Here is a 15,196-nt window from a genome sequence, read left to right as displayed (position 1 = left end):
TCAGGCGCGCCGAAGGCTCTCGCCCGGCGCCGCTTCGAGCCGCGCGAACGACGAATCGATCTCGACCTCGTTCAGCACGCACATCAGCCCGTGGTAAAGCTGGTTCGGCGACACCGGCTTGTGCAGCAACGGCACACCGCTCGCGCGAGCCTCGCGCAGGCGCTGCGGTGCGGTGTCTCCGGTGATCAACAACGCAGGAAGCGATTCACCGAACTCTGCGCGCAGCGCGGAAATGGCCTCGGCGCCGGTGCGCAGTTCACGCAGGCGGTAGTCGCTGATCACCAGGCCCGGCGGGTGAACGCGGGCCAGGGCCAGCGCTTCCTCGATCGAATCGGCGACGTCGCATTCGCAGCCCCATGCGCCCAGCAATTGGCGCATACCTGCGCGCACGGAGTCGTCGTCGTCGATCACGAGCACGCGCACATCGAAGATCCGCGCATGGCTCGGCACGACTTGGACGGCGCCGCTCGCGACGCCCATCTGCGCGATCGGCAAACTGACTCTGAAGACGCTGCCGCGTCCCGGCCGCGAGACCAGCGACAGGCCGTGGCCGAGCGTGCGCGCCAGTCCGTGCGCGATGGCGAGGCCAAGCCCCAGGCCCTTGCGGCGGTCGCGCTCTGCATTCCCGAGTTGATGGAACTCGCGAAAGATGTCCTCGTGCTGCGAAGCCTCGATGCCGATGCCGGTGTCCCACACTTCGATCTGCACTTCGGCGCCGCGCACGCGGCAGGCCACGAGCACGCCGCCGCGCTCGGTGTAGCGGATGGCGTTCGAGACCAGGTTGCGCAGGATGAGCGCCACCAGGGCGGGGTCTGACCGCACGGCGACATGGGTTTCGCGCGAACGGTAGACGATGCCCTTGGCATCGGCCTGCGGCGCGAGTTCGTTCTCGATCTTGTTGAGCAGCGGCTGCAGATGGAAGACCTGCATCTGCGGTTCGACGACGCCGGCCTCGATGCGCGAGAAGTCGAGCAGCGTGTCGAGCATCTCGGCGGAAGCCTGCCAGGTGGCGCGTGCATTGGCGAGCGCGTCGTACTGCGCGGCGGAGAGCTTGCTGCGCGCCAGCACTTCCAGGAACAGCCCCTGCGCATGGATCGGCTGGCGCAGGTCGTGACTGGCCGCGGCGAGGAACTTGGATTTGGCGAGATTGGCCTCGTCGGCCTTCTGCTGTGCCGCTTGCGCGTGTTCGGTTTCCACGCGCAGGCGCTCGATCAGTTCGACGTTCTCGAAGCGCAAGTCGATGGCTGCGCGCGCCGCCTTGGCGCTGTTGCGAGCTTGCCCGAGCAGCGTGACCACGTACAGCGCGCCGGCCACGCCCAGCGCGTTGTAGGCCGGGTCGCCAAGCGTCCACAGCTTCGTCGCGAGGAGGATCAGCTCGGTCGCGCCGAACACGAGGAAGACCGGCAGCACCGGCGCCAGCGACGACATGGAACTGCCGGCGACGCCCGCGAGCACCGCCACCACGAGCACCGAGCCGGCCACCGTCGTCGTGCCCAGGGTGGCCCACGCGAGCGAACCCCACACGGCGCCGTCGACGGCATTCAGCACCATTTGCCGCAAGACGAACTGCTCTGCGAGCTCGGGCGATATCACCGATGCCAGCGTGCGCCGCGCCTCGCGCGCGCAAATGAGCTTCATGAGAATCACCGCCCCGGCCCAGGCACGCAGCGCGAGCACGTTGCTCTCGTTGGAAAGCACCCATACCAGCAGCAGCGCGACGAGGATGGTGGGGATGACCGAGCTGCCGACGTTGCCGCACAGCAGCCGCAGTTGCTCGATCAGCGTGCGCCCGTCGGCGAGGCGCAGCGGATTCTTCATCAGGCGACCAGTCCCCTGCGGCGGGCCGCGAAGCCTGCCTCGGAGCGGCTCGACACATGCAGCGCGGCGAGCACGGCCTGCACGTGGCCGCGCACGGTGTTCTCCGACAGGTTGAGGCGGCGGCCAATCACCTTGTTGGGCAGGCCCTGGCACAGCAGGTCGAGCACTTCGAACTGGCGCGGCGTCAGCAACTGGCGAGTTCCGTCTCCGCTGCCGGCCTGCGCGTTGGCCTGAACCGGGGACACGACCTCCTGGCCGCGCCGCAACTGCTCGATCACCGCCAGGATGTTGTCCGCCGTGTCGGCTTTCGAGACGAAGGCGGCGGCGCCGCGTTCCAGGGCCATTCTCACGTTCTGCGGTGCGGCGTCGGACGAAAGGATGACCACCGCCGCATCCGGCCACTTGCGCTTGACCAGCGCAATGCCTTCGAGGCCGTTGAGCCCGTGCAGTTGGATGTCGAGCAGGACCAGGGCCGGCTCCGCCATGGCGGTCTTCATCGCCTCTTCCAGTGATGCGGCTTCGGCCACTTCGAGGTCGGGAATGCCGGACAACAGCACCATCCGGAGTCCGCACCGGAAGAGCGCATGGTCGTCGATGAGAAGGATGCGGGGCGGAAGCATGACCTGCGAATTCTGCGCGAAGTCCGTCCGGTCCAAATGGACTATTTACCGGATGCGCCATCGCCGCAATCATCCGAGTGCCATGAAACCCCTGATCGAATTCCGGCGCATCGCAACTGGCGCCTATTCCTATCGCATCAGCGCCCAAGGATCTGACGCGCAGGATTCCGGCGGCACCTTCACGTCGCTGGAGCAGTGCGTGCTCGACGCAGGATCGTCGCTCGATCACTACTTCGAGAGCGTGGAGATGAATTTCGACGGCATGTTCCTCGGCGCCTGCGCCACCGAAGCCCTGCGCAACCGCCCGAAGGCCGTGGCCCAGCGCATCGAGCAGCATTTCCAGCCGGCCTGAACGGGCCGGCCTTCCTGAGGCTTTCTCAGCTTTCCTTCAGCCCGCGGCGCAGCGCGTCGATGAAGCTGCGGCTCGCTGCCGACAGCGAACGCCCCCGCTTGGTGACCACCGAGATGTCGCGCGACACGCGCGGCGCGGTGATGGGCTTGATCACCAATTCCGGGTCGCCCGCCGCCTTCGCGAAGGCCGAAGGCATGATCGACGCCCCCATGCCGCTCGCCGTCATCCAGATCGCGGTCGACAGGAACGACACCTCGTTGACCACGTTGAGCACCACGCCGGCCCCCGTGGCCGTACCGTCGATCAAGGGGCGGATGCCGTAGCCGGGCCGCACGGTGATGAGCGGATGGCCGCCCAGGTCGGCCCAGCGCACTGCCTTCTTCCCTGCCAGCGGATGGTCGCGCAGGCACACCAGGCTCAGGTGATCGCGCAGCAAGGTCTGCGTCTCGACCTCGGCGCCAGGCCGCTCGGGCGTGCCAATGCCGAAATCGACGTGCTCGCCGATGATGCGCGAGACGAACTGTTCGGGCGCGCAGTCGTCGACGACGACACGCACCTGCGGATGCGCTTCGCCGAAGCGGCGGATCGCCGCCGGCATCAGGAACGAAGCCAGCGTCGGCGTGATGGCGAGGCTGACCCGGCCGCGCTGCAGCGTGGAGAGCTCGCGGAATCCGGCGCTCAATGAATCGACATCGCGGAGGATGCGCTCCGCCGTGGCGAGCATCTCTTCAGCCGCCGCCGTGGGCTGCAGCGAGCGGGTGGTGCGGTCGAAGAGCCTGGCGCCGAGCCCCTCCTCGAGCTGGCGGATGAGCATGCTCACGGCCGACTGCGTGACAAACAGCTTCTCGGCCGCGGCGCTGAGCTTGCGCAGCTGATGCACGGCGAGAAAGGCACGCAGCTGCCGAATCGTGGGGGTGAACTTCTGATTCATCAGAAATCATCATATTTCATTCGGAATTTATTGATTTACGAATGAATATCCCTGGCGTCCAATGCGCGCTGGAGACAACACGAGGTACCGATCCATGAAGAATTTCGCCCGCGCCCTGGCATTGCTCGGCACAACTTGCGCCCTGCTCGCAGGCCCCGCGCACGGCCAGGCCGCCAGCAACAGCAGCGACTTCCCCACCAAGCCGATCCGCATGATCGTCACCTTCCCGCCGGGAGGAAGCGCCGACGCGGTGGTCCGCATGCTGGTGCCGAAGCTCAACGAAAAGCTCGGGCAGGCGGTGATCGTCGACAACCGGCCGGGCGCCGGTGGCAACGTCGGCCTCACCGCGGTGGCGAAGGCGCCGGGCGACGGCTACACGCTGGGCGTCGGCGCGGCCGGTGCGCTGTCGGCGAACGTGAGCCTCTACCCCAACATGCCCTTCGATCCGCTGAAGGACTTCAAGCCGGTCGGCATGCTCGCCGCCATTCCGTTCGTGATCGTCGGGCACCCGTCGGTTGCCGCGAAGACGCAGCAAGAACTGATCGCGCTGGCGAAGGCCGAGCCGGGCAAGCTGTCGATCGGCCACGGCGGCAACGGCACTGCAATGCATCTGTCGGCGGCGCTCTTCAGCCAGATGGCGGACGTGAAGCTGGTCGAGGTGCCCTACCGCGGATCGGGACCGGCCGCGCTCGACGCGATGGCGGGCCAGATACCGCTGGCGGTGGTCGATCTGCCTTCGGCGTTGCAGCAGATCAAGGCGGGCAAGTTGATTGCCTACGCCGTGACCAGCCCGAAGCGCCTGCCGATGCTGCCCGACGTGCCGACGGTGGCCGAGGCCGGATTGCCGGGCTACGACTCTACCGGCTGGTTCGGCGTGGTGGCGCCGGCCGATACGCCCGCGCCGATCGTCGCGCGGATGAACGCGGAGATCGTCGCCGCGCTCAATGACGAGAAGGTGAAAGAGTCCATGCGCACCCTCGGCGTGGAGCCTGCACCCGGCACACCGAAGGATTTCGACAACTACATCCGTGAAGAGACAAAGAAATGGGCCAAGGTCATCAAGACCGCTGGCATCAAGCTGGACTGAAAACCGCATGACGAACACAGAACTCCAAGCCGATGTCCTCATCGTCGGCGCCGGCCCCGTGGGCCTGACCCTGGCCATGGACCTGGCCTCGCGCGGCGTGAAGGTCGTCATCGCGGAAATTCGCCGCTACGCCGAGCCGCCCAACGTGAAGTGCAACCATGTGTCGGCACGCACGATGGAGCAGTTCCGTCGCTTGGGCGTGGCGCAGAAGCTGCGCGATGCCGGGCTGCCGGCCGATCACCCCAACGACGTGGTGTTCCGCACCAGCGTGACGGGCATCGAGCTCACGCGCATTCCGATCCCGTGCCGTCGTGACCGCTACACCGAGACCGAGGGGCCGGACGCCTGGTGGCCGACGCCGGAGCCACCGCATCGCATCAACCAGATCTTCCTGGAACCGATCCTTCTGGAGCACGCAGCGGCGCTGCCCCATGTGACACTGCTCAACCGCACGCAGGTGACGGACTTCGAGCAGGACGACGACGGCGTGCGCGCCACCGCGACCGATCTCGACCAGGGAGCCTCGCGCACCATCCGAGCCCGCTACATGGTGGGCTGCGACGGCGGCGGCTCGGGCGTGCGCAAGAAGATCGGCGCGAAGCTGGAAGGCACTGCGGTGATCCAGCGCGTGCAGTCGACCTTCATCCGCGCGCCGGAACTGCGCGCAATGATCCCCGGCAAGCCGGCCTGGTCGTACTACTCGGTGAACCCGCGCCGGTGCGGCACCATGTTCGCCATCGACGGGCACGAGACCTGGCTCGTGCACAACCACCTCAACGCCGAAGAGCCGGAGTTCGATTCGGTCGACCGCGATCGATCCATCCGCGAAATCCTCGGCGTCGGCCCCGATTTCCGCTACGAGGTGATCAGCAAGGAAGATTGGGTCGGCCGCCGCCTCTTGTCCAACCGCTTCCGCGACCGCCGGGTGTTCCTGGCGGGCGACGCGGCGCACCTGTGGGTGCCCTACGCGGGCTACGGCATGAATGCGGGGATCGCCGATGCCATCAACCTGTCGTGGCTGCTCTCGGCCTGCGTCCAGGGCTGGGCCGATGAGCGCATCCTCGACGCCTACGAGGCCGAGCGGCAGCCGATCACCGAGCAGGTGTCGCACTTCGCGATGGACCACGCGCAGAAGATGATCCGCGCCCGCCGCGCGGTGCCCGCCGACATCGAAGCGCCTGGCGCCAAGGGCGATGCACTGCGTGCCGAGATCGGACGCGAGGCCTACGAACTCAACGTGCAGCAGTTCTGCTGCGCCGGACTGAACTTCGGCTACTTCTATACCGGCTCGCCGATCATCGCGACCGACGGCGAGGAACCGCCGACCTACTCGATGGGCAGCTTCACGCCTTCGACCGTGCCGGGATGCCGCGCGCCGCATTTCTGGCTCGCGGGCGGACGGTCGCTGTACGACGCATTCGGGCCTGGCTACACGCTGCTGCGTTTCGATCGCGGGATCGATGTTTCGGCGCTGGTACAGGGCGCGAAGTCATGCGACATGCCGCTGGCGGTGGTTGACGTCGATGCGGCGGAGATCCCTCCGGCGTACAGGCATCGACTGGTGCTCTGCCGCGCAGACCAGCACGTCGCATGGCGGGGCGACCGCCTTCCGGGGGACGTGGGTGACCTCGTGGCCCGGCTTCGTGGACAGGCCGCGCGGGAGACGGCGACCGCCTGACCTTCCCTCCCGACCGGCATCGCCGGAGATGCGCGACACTGTCGCCCCATGCCAGTTGCTTCTCCTTCCGGTGCCGCACCGGATTTTTCGCCGCGCCGCGCCACGCTGCGTTTCATGTTCTCGCACCCTGCGCACGTCATCGCCCTCGGCTTCGGTTCGGGCCTGCCGCGCCGGGCGCCGGGGACGGTCGGTACGCTGTGGGCCTGGGCCGCGTACCTCATCATGAACCACTGGCTCTCAGCCGCAACGATCGGCTGGGTGATCCTGGTGTCGCTGCCGGTCGGCTGGTGGGCCTGCACCGTGACCGCTCGCCACATGAACGTGGCCGACCCCGGTTCCATCGTGTGGGACGAAGTGGTCGCCTTCTGGATCATCCTGTGGCTGGTGATGCCCGCAGGGCTCTTCGGGCAGATCGCTGCCTTTGCACTGTTTCGCTTCTTCGACGCCGTCAAGATCGGCCCGGTGGGCTGGGCGGACCGGCTCTTCAAGCAACGCGGCGCCACGCCCGAGACGATGCGATGGCGCGCGGCCGGATTCGGCATCCTGTTCGACGACCTGGTGGCCGCGTTCTGCACGCTGCTGGTGATCGCCGCATTGCGCGCATGGTGAAACGATGAACCCATCCCCTTCCGAACTCGACACGCCCGCGCTCGTCGAGCTGCTGGCTGACCTGCTGCAACGCAAGCGCTGGATGATGGCCACGGCCGAAAGCTGCACCGGCGGCCTGATCGCCGGCGCATGCACCGATCTTTCGGGATCGAGCAACTGGTTGGAGCGCGGCTTCGTCACGTATTCGAACGAGGCCAAGACCGAGATGCTCGGCGTCGATGCGGCGTTGATCGCGGCGCACGGCGCGGTCAGCGAGGAAGTCGCGCGCGCCATGGCCGAAGGCGCCGTCGCGCGCTCGAAAGCGCAAGTCGCGGTGGCGGTGACCGGTGTCGCCGGCCCGACCGGCGGCTCGCCAGAAAAGCCGGTCGGCACGGTGTGGTTCGGCTGGTCGGTGGACGGCCATGTGCGCACCGAGCGGCGCCGATTCGACGGCGACCGGGCCGCGGTGCGGGCCGCGACAGTCCACTACGCGCTGCAGACGCTCGCGACGATGGTCCAAGCCTAGCGCCCACGCGCGAGGCTTGCTCGGCTACGATGCCGCCGATGCGCAACGAACAGACCCTCCGCCGCTTCTACGACGCGTTCGCGCAGCTCGACGCCCACACCATGGCCGCCTGCTACGCGCCGGACGCCACCTTCGACGACGAAGCCTTCTCCCTGCGCGGCGCGCGCGAGGTCGGCGGCATGTGGAAGATGCTCTGCAGCGGCACGAAGGCCAAGGGCGCAGCGGTCTGGAAGCTCACCTACCGGGACGTACAGGCCGACGCCGCGACCGGCCAGGCGCACTGGGATGCGCACTACCTCTTCAGTGCCACCGGGCGCATCGTCGACAACGCGATCGACTCGCGCTTCACCTTCACGCCCGAGGGCTTGATCGCCACGCAGCGCGACAGCTTCGATTTCTGGCGCTGGTCACGGCAGGCACTCGGCACGCCGGGCCTGTTGCTGGGCTGGTCGCCGATGCTCAAGAAGAAGGTGCGGGCCACGGCGGCGGCCAATCTTGCGACCTTTCTGGCGCGCACATCCTGAAACCTCCGGAAGCCCAATGACCGACATCACCATCACCAACAACCCGGCCGCGCATCGCTACGAAGCCACCATCGGCGGCGAACTCGCCGGCTACTGCGAATACAACCTGCTGAGCGAAGCCATCATGTTCACGCACACCGAGGTGCTGCCCGCCTTCGAAGGCAAGGGCGTGGGCTCGGCCATCGCGAAGCATGTGCTCGACGAGGCGCGGGCACAGGGCAAGCACGTCATCCCGGTGTGCCAGTTCATCGCGGGCTGGATCCGCAAGCACCGCGACTATGCCGACCTTGTGCGGCCCGACATCCAGCGCGCTTTCAAGATCTGAAGCAAGGAGCGAGCATGGCCGACAAGGTTTTGGTGTTCTACGGCTCCTACCGGTCCGACCGGATGGGCATTCGGCTGGCGGACTATGTCGTCAGGGGCCTCCAGGCGCGCGGCGCCGACGTGGAGCTGGTGGATGCCCAGGCCGTCGGATTGCCCATGCTGGACCGGATGTACAAGGAGTACCCGAAAGGCACCGCGCCCGCGCCGATGGAAGCGCTGGCGGACAAGATCCGCAAGGCCGACGCCTTCGTCTTCGTGACCGGCGAATACAACTGGGGACCGCAACCCGGCTTGAAGAACCTGACGGACCACTTTCTCGAAGAGTGGTTCTGGCGCCCCGCCGCCGTCGCAAGCTACTCGGCGGGCCGCTTCTCCGGTGTTCGGTCGGGCACGATCTGGCATTCGATCCTGTCGGAGATGGGGATGGTCGTGGTGTCGAGCACCCTGGCCGTCGGGCCAATCTCCCAGACGCTCGACGCCGATGGCCACCCCACCGGCGGCGCCGGCGAAGCGCTGGAGCGCTCGTTCGGCCGCTTTGCCGACGATCTGGCCTGGTGGACGGAGGCCGCTCGCGAACAGCGGGCGCGCAAGGCGCCTCCTTACTGAACGCTGCGCACTATTGGCCCAGCCCCGATCGCGGAGTCGGTGCAGGCAGCCACGCAAACGCGATCGTCGCCCCGACCAGCAGCACGGCAATGGTCGCGAGCACGGCCCTGAAGGGCTCCATGCCGTGCGCCTGCGCCACCGAAGCGGCGATGCCGGTGACCCACTGCATCAGTGCCACGCCAAGGAACATCGCCATCGTGAACACCGCCATCGCGCGCCCCGTGATGGCCGCCGGATAGGCGACCCGCACGTCGGCGTACTGCCAGACGATGAAGCCCGACACGAGCCCGATCAGGATGCTGCCCCCGACATCGATCCATGCCTGGGTGAAAACGGCAATGGCGGCAAAGAGCGCGGCATAGACCAGGCTGCAGGCCACGATGCGCCGACGACGCACAAGCCCGTCGCGATCGAGGCGCCCGAAGAGCGGCGCGCCGATCAGCGAGATGACCGAGACGATCAAGGCCACGTTGCCGCTCTGCACCAGGGAGAAACCGTGCCGCTGGATCAGCAGCGGCCCGAGCCACAACCCGCGCAGCGAGATGAAGGCCGCATAGGTCACCGCGCCGAGCACCATGATGCCGAGCGTGTGCCGCATCGCGAACAGCGCGCCGAACTGGCGCAGCGCCTCGCCCATCGATTCTTTCGATCGCGTGTCTTGCCGGGCAGGCTCGCGCACCCAGCGCCAGATCGACAGCCAGGCCAGCACGGAAGCGACCGCCAACACGACGAAGCCCATGCGCCACGAGCGCTCCTGAACCAGCCACGCGAGCGGCGTGCCGGTCGCCAGCATGCCCACGCCACCGATCGCGAGCACCAGGCCCGAGATCGTCGCGAAACGCGCCGCCGGAAAATGCCGCGCAATGAAAACCGTGCACACGAGGAAGGCCGGTGCGCAGCCGATGCCGATCAGCACCTGGCCTGCCACCAGAACGCCGTAGCTGGTCGACATCGCGGAGAGGACCGCGCCGGCGATTGCCAGCGGAAACGCCGTGAGCACCGTGCGGCGAATGCCATGCAGGTCGATGCCGATGCCCATGAAAAGCTGCATGGCACCGAAGGCGAAATGGAACGACCCCGAAAAAATGCCGAGCGCCTGCGCCGAGAGCTTGAACTCGTTCTGCAGCGGACTCGCCATGATGGCGCCGACCGTGCGATAGGCCTGGCTCAGCGCAAAGGCCGTGCACAGGGCCAGCACCATGGCCCAGGCGGTGCGGGCAGTCAGCGCCGCGGGCGCGGCTTCGTGCCTGAGCGTTGCCTCAGGCACCGTGGCACTTCTTGTATTTCTTGCCGCTGCCGCAAGGGCATGGGTCGTTGCGGCCAGGCGTGGCCTCCTTGCGGATGGTCTCGATGCGCGGGCCCATGCTGCGCCAGAGCTGGCGCAGGTCGTACACGGCCCAGATCGCGGCGCCGAAATCGTCGATCCGTTCTTGGCTCACGCTGGGCGGGCCGTCTTCGCTGTACATGGAGAGCACCGGCTTGCCCTTGTCGTCGTCGGCCAGCGTGACGATGGCGTCGAGCGCCTCATCGAGCATCTGTGCGCCCTCCTTGTCGCGGGGCGGCGTCCACTCGTCGGGCCAGTTCTCGACCGCATACATGAAGCCCAGCGCCCAGACCTGGGCGAACGACGGAATGGCCTCGCCCTCCATCTCGCCGCGCTCTTCCTCGGGCAGGGCCGCGATCGCGCCGCGGGTATCGAGTACCTCGGGCTGCCAGGTGCGCTCGTCGTCCAGCGACTGCACGTCGGCGTCGAGGCCGGTTTCGATCTCGCGCCAGCGCTGCTTCCAGCGCCAGACGAATTCCATGTGCTGCGCGGGCACAAAGCTGTCGCCGAGCAGCACAGGCCAGTATTCGGCGGGCTCGATCGGGCGGCGCGTGCACACCAGCGCGGCCATGAAGCCCTCGCAGAATTCCCATTGCGGGATCTCCTCGTCATGCTCGCGCATGGCGTCGAGCGCCTCGTCCTGGGCGTCGAAATCGTCGGGTCCGAGCGGTGCGTTGTCGGGCTGGGCGGGGGTCTGGGGGTCGGGAAGGGTTGTCATGTCGTTGCGCAAGGAGCCCTCTATGATGCAGCAAGGTTCCCGGAGACTCGTTATTTCTACCCCGCTGAATCCGCCGTTTCCGGCGCGTTACACCGCCTTTGCCCTCTGCGCGGCCGGCTTTTTCGTATGAATCCAGTGAGAAGAGGTGGGATGTCCACCCGCGTACACATGCGCAAGGGGCTTTCCTCCGCGCCGGCGCCGCTCGAGACGGGCGCGACGCCGCCCCAGCCTGACGACTACGCCGAGTTCCTTCGGACGATGCTGCCGCAGCAGGCAAAGGCTGTCGCAAGCCACCGATTCGGCGCGGAGCGCGTATGGATCAAGAAGGCGGGGCCGCGTCACGGCATGTTGCGCTACCGCCTGCAGGCGGTGATCTCCAGCATCCTGCGGCTCGATGTGCTGGCGCCCGTGCCCAACCCGGGCGGCGAGGCGGCGCTGGTGATCGAGGCGCGCCGGCTGTATCAGTTGGGTCTGGCGGGACTGCGCGTTCCGACGGTACTGGCACAGCAGCCTGACGGACTGATGATTTCCGACCTCGGCGAAAGCGGCCGGCCGGCTGTCGTGCTGCAGGAACGGCTCGATCAAGCCGCAGCCGCGGGCCCGGCGTCGCTGCTTGCCGTCTGGAACGAAGGCCTCGCCGCCATCGCCCACGTCCATGCCCGCGATGCCTATCTGAGCCAGGCCTTCGACCGCAATCTGGTGCAGTGCCCGGACGGCGCCATCGGCTACATCGACTTCGAGGACGACCCCGGCGAAACGCTTCCGTTGGCCGAATGCCAGGCGCGCGACTGGCTCAGCTACCTGCACTCCACCGCGATGCTGGTCGATGCCGCCTCGCCGCATGCCGCTGCCGCGCATTGGCACAGGACACTGGCGGACGCGAGCGACGAAGTGCGGGAACGTCTCGCGGTGGCCGCGCGCCGCATGCGCTGGCTGCGGCACCTGCCGTCCGGACGTCGCTGGGGCCGCGACACGCAGCGCGTGCGTGCCGTGGCGAGCCTGCTGGCGCGGTGGTACGGCAGTTAGCTCAGGTCCTCAGGTCTGCCGGCCCGATTCGAAGAGGAACCAGGTCCGCCGTTCGGCTTCGTCGATCCACACTTCCAGCAGGCTGGCAGTAGCGACGTCGCCGCTGTCGTCGCACAGGGAGTGTGTCTCGCGCATGAAGCCTGCCAGCCGCTGGTTGTCTTCGCGCAGTTCCGCAAGCATGTCGGCCGGCGTGACGAAATCGGCGTCGTTGTCCGAGATCCGCTGCAGCCGCGTGATGTGGCCTGTGGAGCGCAGCGTCGTGCCGCCGAGCTTGCGCACGCGTTCGGCGATGGGGTCGGCGGTCGCGTAGATCTGGTCGGCCTGATCGTCCAGCAGCAGGTGGTAGTCGCGGAAGTACGGACCCGACATGTGCCAGTGGAAGTTCTTGGTCTTCAGGTACAGCGCGAAGGTGTCGGCCAGGAGCGCGTTGAGTTCCCCCGAAATGTCGCGGACGGCATCTGCGCCCAAGGGACTGGGTGTCTTCAGGGGCGCCAGCCGCCGCTTCTTCGCATCCTTCGTGTTTTTCGAAACTGCCATGGTCATGGACTCCTTGATGGTGAACGATCGCTTCCGATGGTCGCGCTTTTCACATCGAGCGCGAGGACGTGGTGTACCACCGGATGGTCCGTTCCGGCGTGAAAATCGCTAAGCCCCGACCACCTCGACGCCGAGCGCCGCCAGCCGCTTGCGCATCGTCAACACCGCGCGGTCCTTGCTCACCAGCCGCGCACGGTGCGTCACCGCGAGGTCGATGAACATCTGGTCGTCCGGATCGCTGCAGACGCAGGGCGCACGCGCCGGCGTGCCTTCGACCAGTCGCGCTCGCGCGTCGTAGGCGGCGAGCACCTCCGACGCCTCACGCCCCAGGGCAGCCAGCCGGTTCGCGATCAGCGGATAGCCGAGCACGCGCGCGAGTTCGCGGCGCATCTCGGCGGTGGCAAGCCAACACAGTTCTCCGGCGTCGAGCGCAGCCGCAAGCTGCGCCCGTTCCGGGTCGTCGAACACCAGGAGGTCCAGGACGATGTTGGTGTCGAGGACGACGCTGCCGGAAGGCACGGCGGGCGCGCTCAATTGCGGCGCGGGATTCCAAGGCCGGCCACGACCGCGGGGCGGGCGATGAAAGCCTCCAGCACCCGGGTCACTTGCGGGAAGCCGGCGATCCCGACGAGGTCCCCCGCCTCATAGAAGCCGATCAGGTTGCGCACCCACGGGAAGGTCGCGATGTCGGCGATCGTATAGTCGTCGCCCATGAGCCATGCGCGGCCCTCGAGGCGCTGATCCAGCACCCGCAGCAGGCGTTTCGATTCCTCGATGTAGCGGTCGCGCGGGCGCTTGTCTTCATAGGCCTTGCCGGCAAACTTGTGGAAGAAGCCGACCTGGCCGAACATGGGACCGATGCCGCCCATCTGGAACATCAGCCACTGGATCGCCTCGTAGCGCGCCGCCGGATCCTTCGGCAGCAGCTTGCCGGTCTTGTCCGCCAGGTAGATGAGGATGGCGCCGGATTCGAACAACGCCAGCGGCTTCCCGCCGGGTCCGTTCGGATCGATGATGGCCGGGATCTTGTTGTTGGGATTGAGCGAGCGGAATTCCGGCGACACCTGGTCCTGCGTTTCGAAGCTGACCAGATGGGGCTCGTAGGGCAGCCCCGTCTCTTCGAGCGCGATGGACACCTTCACGCCGTTCGGCGTCGGCAGCGAATAGAGCTGAAGGCGCTCCGGATGCTGCGCGGGCCATTTCTTGGTGATGGGGAAAGCGGACAACAGGTCTGTCATGGCGTGATGGGAGGTTGGGACGAGAAGGCCTGCATTCTGTCCCAGGCGCTACGCCTTCGCAGGCGAGCCGGGATCGGGCCGTGCGCGTGCCGAGCCGGCGATCATGTCGAAGCGGAACAGGCGGCACTCGATCGGCCCGTTCCACATCGGCACGCGGCGCGACTCCTTCAGCCGCATGCGCTTGGGCAGTTGCAGATCGGGCGTCAGCACCCAAGCGGTCCAGCCGGCGTAGTTCTTCTTCCAGTGGCTGGCCAACTGGGTGAAGAACTGGCCGCCGTCTTCGGTCTGCGCCTGCTCGCGGCCGCGCGACACGCCGCCGACCTCGATGCGCTCGCCGTAGGGTGGATTCAGCACGATCACGCCCGATTCGGCCGGCGGCATGCGCTGCAACGCATCGCCTCCGCGGAACTGCACCAACTGCGCGACACCGGCGCGCTCGGCGTTGCGCTCGGCGAAATCCACCATGCGGTGCGAGACGTCCGAGCCGAAGACGGCGGGCGCCTGCACGCGCTCCTTGGGCACGGCCTCGGTCTTGAGCGCGGCCCACACATGCGCCTGGAACGGCAGCAGCTTTTCGAACCCGAATCGCCGCAGCGAGCCCGAGGCCATGCCGGATGCGATCTGCGCGGCCTCGATGGCGATGGTCCCGCTGCCGCAGCAGGGGTCGTACAGGGGTTGCGTCGACACCACGCCCGTCTCGGGGTTCCACCAGCCGCTGGCGGCCAGCATGGCGGCGGCCAGCGTTTCCTTGAGGGGCGCATCACCCTTGTCCTGCCGCCAGCCGCGCTTGAAGAGGGGCTCGCCGGAAGTGTCGATGTAGAGGGTGCACTCGTCGGTCGTCAGGTGCGCGAACACGCGGGTGTCGGGCCACTGGGTCTCGATGCTGGGCCGCACGCCCCCCGCCTTGGCGCGAAAGCGGTCGGCGATCGCGTCCTTGATGCGCAGGGTGGCGAAGTTCAGGCTCTGCAGTGGGCTGTGCTGGGCGGTGGTCTCGATCTTGAAGGTCTGCTTGGGTGTGAACCAGATCTCCCAAGCCACGCCACTCGCGATCGCGTACAAGTCGTTCTCGCTCCGATATGGTGCATGGGCGAGCTCGATCAGCACGCGCTGCGCCAGCCGGCTGTGGAGATTGAGCTTCAGCGCATCGCGCCAATCGGCCCGCACGCGCACGCCGCCGCGCAGCGTCAGCAGGTCCTGGCCGACACGGCCAGTCAGCGCGTGCACTTCCTGTGCGAGGAAATCCTCGACGCCAGCGGCGCAGGGAAGAAAAAGCGAAAGATCGTTCACACGCCGATTGTC

Annotated in this window: 18 protein-coding genes; 9 read left to right on the top strand and 9 right to left on the bottom strand. The window is 67.4% G+C overall.

The window, feature by feature from the left end:
• Positions 1 to 1,818 carry an ATP-binding response regulator gene (locus AC1DN9_RS16220; protein WP_478101902.1) on the bottom strand — a complete coding sequence of 606 codons (1,818 nt, stop codon included), beginning with the start codon at positions 1,816 to 1,818 and terminating at the stop codon, positions 1 to 3.
• The gene (locus AC1DN9_RS16215) at positions 1,818 to 2,438 is read right to left on the bottom strand and encodes a response regulator (RefSeq protein WP_478101900.1); all 621 of its coding nucleotides are present in this window, start codon (positions 2,436 to 2,438) and stop codon (positions 1,818 to 1,820) included. Before AC1DN9_RS16215 ends, AC1DN9_RS16220 begins: the two co-directional genes overlap by 1 nt.
• A gap of 82 nt (positions 2,439 to 2,520) precedes the next feature.
• Here AC1DN9_RS16215 and AC1DN9_RS16210 point away from each other — a divergent pair, with 82 nt between their 5' ends.
• Positions 2,521 to 2,790 carry a hypothetical protein gene (locus AC1DN9_RS16210; protein WP_478101898.1) on the top strand — a complete coding sequence of 90 codons (270 nt, stop codon included), beginning with the start codon at positions 2,521 to 2,523 and terminating at the stop codon, positions 2,788 to 2,790.
• A gap of 25 nt (positions 2,791 to 2,815) precedes the next feature.
• On the opposite strand, the gene AC1DN9_RS16205 is transcribed toward AC1DN9_RS16210, so the two are convergent.
• The gene (locus AC1DN9_RS16205; RefSeq protein WP_478101896.1) at positions 2,816 to 3,721 is read right to left on the bottom strand and encodes a LysR family transcriptional regulator; all 906 of its coding nucleotides are present in this window, start codon (positions 3,719 to 3,721) and stop codon (positions 2,816 to 2,818) included.
• A gap of 94 nt (positions 3,722 to 3,815) precedes the next feature.
• On the opposite strand from AC1DN9_RS16205, the gene AC1DN9_RS16200 reads away from it, so the two are divergent.
• Genes AC1DN9_RS16200 through AC1DN9_RS16170 form a run of 7 tightly spaced genes read left to right on the top strand, consistent with a single transcriptional unit; the run spans position 3,816 to position 9,054 of the window.
• Positions 3,816 to 4,808: a Bug family tripartite tricarboxylate transporter substrate binding protein gene (locus AC1DN9_RS16200; RefSeq protein ID WP_478101894.1), complete on the top strand. Its 993-nt coding sequence runs from the start codon at positions 3,816 to 3,818 to the stop codon at positions 4,806 to 4,808.
• A gap of 7 nt (positions 4,809 to 4,815) precedes the next feature.
• On the top strand, positions 4,816 to 6,486 hold the full coding sequence (locus tag AC1DN9_RS16195; protein ID WP_478101892.1) for an FAD-dependent oxidoreductase: 1,671 nt from the start codon (positions 4,816 to 4,818) through the stop codon (positions 6,484 to 6,486).
• A gap of 48 nt (positions 6,487 to 6,534) precedes the next feature.
• Positions 6,535 to 7,095 carry a phosphatidylglycerophosphatase A family protein gene (locus AC1DN9_RS16190; RefSeq protein WP_478101890.1) on the top strand — a complete coding sequence of 187 codons (561 nt, stop codon included), beginning with the start codon at positions 6,535 to 6,537 and terminating at the stop codon, positions 7,093 to 7,095.
• Between the two features lie 4 nt (positions 7,096 to 7,099).
• Positions 7,100 to 7,600 (top strand): CinA family protein, encoded by a 501-nt coding sequence (locus tag AC1DN9_RS16185; protein ID WP_478101888.1) that lies wholly within the window; start codon positions 7,100 to 7,102, stop codon positions 7,598 to 7,600.
• A gap of 38 nt (positions 7,601 to 7,638) precedes the next feature.
• A complete protein-coding gene (locus AC1DN9_RS16180) occupies positions 7,639 to 8,124 on the top strand; it encodes a nuclear transport factor 2 family protein (RefSeq protein ID WP_478101886.1) in 486 nt (161 codons plus the stop codon).
• 16 nt (positions 8,125 to 8,140) lie between these two features.
• The gene (locus tag AC1DN9_RS16175; RefSeq protein ID WP_478101884.1) at positions 8,141 to 8,449 is read left to right on the top strand and encodes a GNAT family N-acetyltransferase; all 309 of its coding nucleotides are present in this window, start codon (positions 8,141 to 8,143) and stop codon (positions 8,447 to 8,449) included.
• A 14-nt stretch (positions 8,450 to 8,463) separates the two neighbouring features.
• Positions 8,464 to 9,054 carry an NADPH-dependent FMN reductase gene (locus tag AC1DN9_RS16170; protein ID WP_478101882.1) on the top strand — a complete coding sequence of 197 codons (591 nt, stop codon included), beginning with the start codon at positions 8,464 to 8,466 and terminating at the stop codon, positions 9,052 to 9,054.
• A gap of 10 nt (positions 9,055 to 9,064) precedes the next feature.
• On the opposite strand, the gene AC1DN9_RS16165 is transcribed toward AC1DN9_RS16170, so the two are convergent.
• Together AC1DN9_RS16165 and AC1DN9_RS16160 are read right to left on the bottom strand one after the other, a co-directional pair.
• Positions 9,065 to 10,255 carry an MFS transporter gene (locus AC1DN9_RS16165; RefSeq protein ID WP_478102052.1) on the bottom strand — a complete coding sequence of 397 codons (1,191 nt, stop codon included), beginning with the start codon at positions 10,253 to 10,255 and terminating at the stop codon, positions 9,065 to 9,067.
• Between the two features lie 58 nt (positions 10,256 to 10,313).
• Positions 10,314 to 11,096, bottom strand: coding sequence for a UPF0149 family protein (locus tag AC1DN9_RS16160; RefSeq protein WP_478101880.1), 783 nt, complete (start codon positions 11,094 to 11,096; stop codon positions 10,314 to 10,316).
• A gap of 126 nt (positions 11,097 to 11,222) precedes the next feature.
• On the opposite strand from AC1DN9_RS16160, the gene AC1DN9_RS16155 reads away from it, so the two are divergent.
• Positions 11,223 to 12,122, top strand: a complete 900-nt coding sequence (locus AC1DN9_RS16155) for a BUD32 family EKC/KEOPS complex subunit (protein WP_478101878.1) — start codon at positions 11,223 to 11,225, stop codon at positions 12,120 to 12,122.
• A gap of 9 nt (positions 12,123 to 12,131) precedes the next feature.
• On the opposite strand, the gene AC1DN9_RS16150 is transcribed toward AC1DN9_RS16155, so the two are convergent.
• The 4 genes from AC1DN9_RS16150 to AC1DN9_RS16135 form a co-directional block, all read right to left on the bottom strand.
• Entirely contained in the window at positions 12,132 to 12,659 is a 528-nt protein-coding gene (locus AC1DN9_RS16150; protein WP_478101876.1) for a Dps family protein, read from the bottom strand.
• 108 nt (positions 12,660 to 12,767) lie between these two features.
• Complete coding sequence (locus AC1DN9_RS16145; protein ID WP_478101874.1) at positions 12,768 to 13,193, bottom strand: putative toxin-antitoxin system toxin component, PIN family; 426 nt, start codon at positions 13,191 to 13,193, stop codon at positions 12,768 to 12,770.
• The gene (locus AC1DN9_RS16140) at positions 13,190 to 13,897 is read right to left on the bottom strand and encodes a glutathione S-transferase N-terminal domain-containing protein (protein WP_478101872.1); all 708 of its coding nucleotides are present in this window, start codon (positions 13,895 to 13,897) and stop codon (positions 13,190 to 13,192) included. The genes AC1DN9_RS16145 and AC1DN9_RS16140 overlap by 4 nt, the downstream gene beginning before the upstream one ends.
• 48 nt (positions 13,898 to 13,945) lie before the next feature.
• Positions 13,946 to 15,184 carry a THUMP domain-containing class I SAM-dependent RNA methyltransferase gene (locus AC1DN9_RS16135; protein WP_478101870.1) on the bottom strand — a complete coding sequence of 413 codons (1,239 nt, stop codon included), beginning with the start codon at positions 15,182 to 15,184 and terminating at the stop codon, positions 13,946 to 13,948.
• Positions 15,185 to 15,196 lie beyond the last annotated feature (12 nt).

It is taken from the genome of Variovorax sp. 05L425 (assembly GCF_056397705.1).
Note: the sequence above shows the minus strand (reverse complement) of the source record. Positions and strands in the feature narration are given on the sequence as shown.

Coding starts and splice junctions, on each gene's coding strand:
- AC1DN9_RS16220 (WP_478101902.1), bottom strand. CDS start 1,818: ATGAAGAATCCGCTGCGCCTCGCCGACGGGCGCACGCTGATCGAGCAA.
- AC1DN9_RS16215 (WP_478101900.1), bottom strand. CDS start 2,438: ATGCTTCCGCCCCGCATCCTTCTCATCGACGACCATGCGCTCTTCCGG.
- AC1DN9_RS16210 (WP_478101898.1), top strand. CDS start 2,521: ATGAAACCCCTGATCGAATTCCGGCGCATCGCAACTGGCGCCTATTCC.
- AC1DN9_RS16205 (WP_478101896.1), bottom strand. CDS start 3,721: ATGAATCAGAAGTTCACCCCCACGATTCGGCAGCTGCGTGCCTTTCTC.
- AC1DN9_RS16200 (WP_478101894.1), top strand. CDS start 3,816: ATGAAGAATTTCGCCCGCGCCCTGGCATTGCTCGGCACAACTTGCGCC.
- AC1DN9_RS16195 (WP_478101892.1), top strand. CDS start 4,816: ATGACGAACACAGAACTCCAAGCCGATGTCCTCATCGTCGGCGCCGGC.
- AC1DN9_RS16190 (WP_478101890.1), top strand. CDS start 6,535: ATGCCAGTTGCTTCTCCTTCCGGTGCCGCACCGGATTTTTCGCCGCGC.
- AC1DN9_RS16185 (WP_478101888.1), top strand. CDS start 7,100: ATGAACCCATCCCCTTCCGAACTCGACACGCCCGCGCTCGTCGAGCTG.
- AC1DN9_RS16180 (WP_478101886.1), top strand. CDS start 7,639: ATGCGCAACGAACAGACCCTCCGCCGCTTCTACGACGCGTTCGCGCAG.
- AC1DN9_RS16175 (WP_478101884.1), top strand. CDS start 8,141: ATGACCGACATCACCATCACCAACAACCCGGCCGCGCATCGCTACGAA.
- AC1DN9_RS16170 (WP_478101882.1), top strand. CDS start 8,464: ATGGCCGACAAGGTTTTGGTGTTCTACGGCTCCTACCGGTCCGACCGG.
- AC1DN9_RS16165 (WP_478102052.1), bottom strand. CDS start 10,255: ATGGTGCTGGCCCTGTGCACGGCCTTTGCGCTGAGCCAGGCCTATCGC.
- AC1DN9_RS16160 (WP_478101880.1), bottom strand. CDS start 11,096: ATGACAACCCTTCCCGACCCCCAGACCCCCGCCCAGCCCGACAACGCA.
- AC1DN9_RS16155 (WP_478101878.1), top strand. CDS start 11,223: ATGAATCCAGTGAGAAGAGGTGGGATGTCCACCCGCGTACACATGCGC.
- AC1DN9_RS16150 (WP_478101876.1), bottom strand. CDS start 12,659: ATGGCAGTTTCGAAAAACACGAAGGATGCGAAGAAGCGGCGGCTGGCG.
- AC1DN9_RS16140 (WP_478101872.1), bottom strand. CDS start 13,897: ATGACAGACCTGTTGTCCGCTTTCCCCATCACCAAGAAATGGCCCGCG.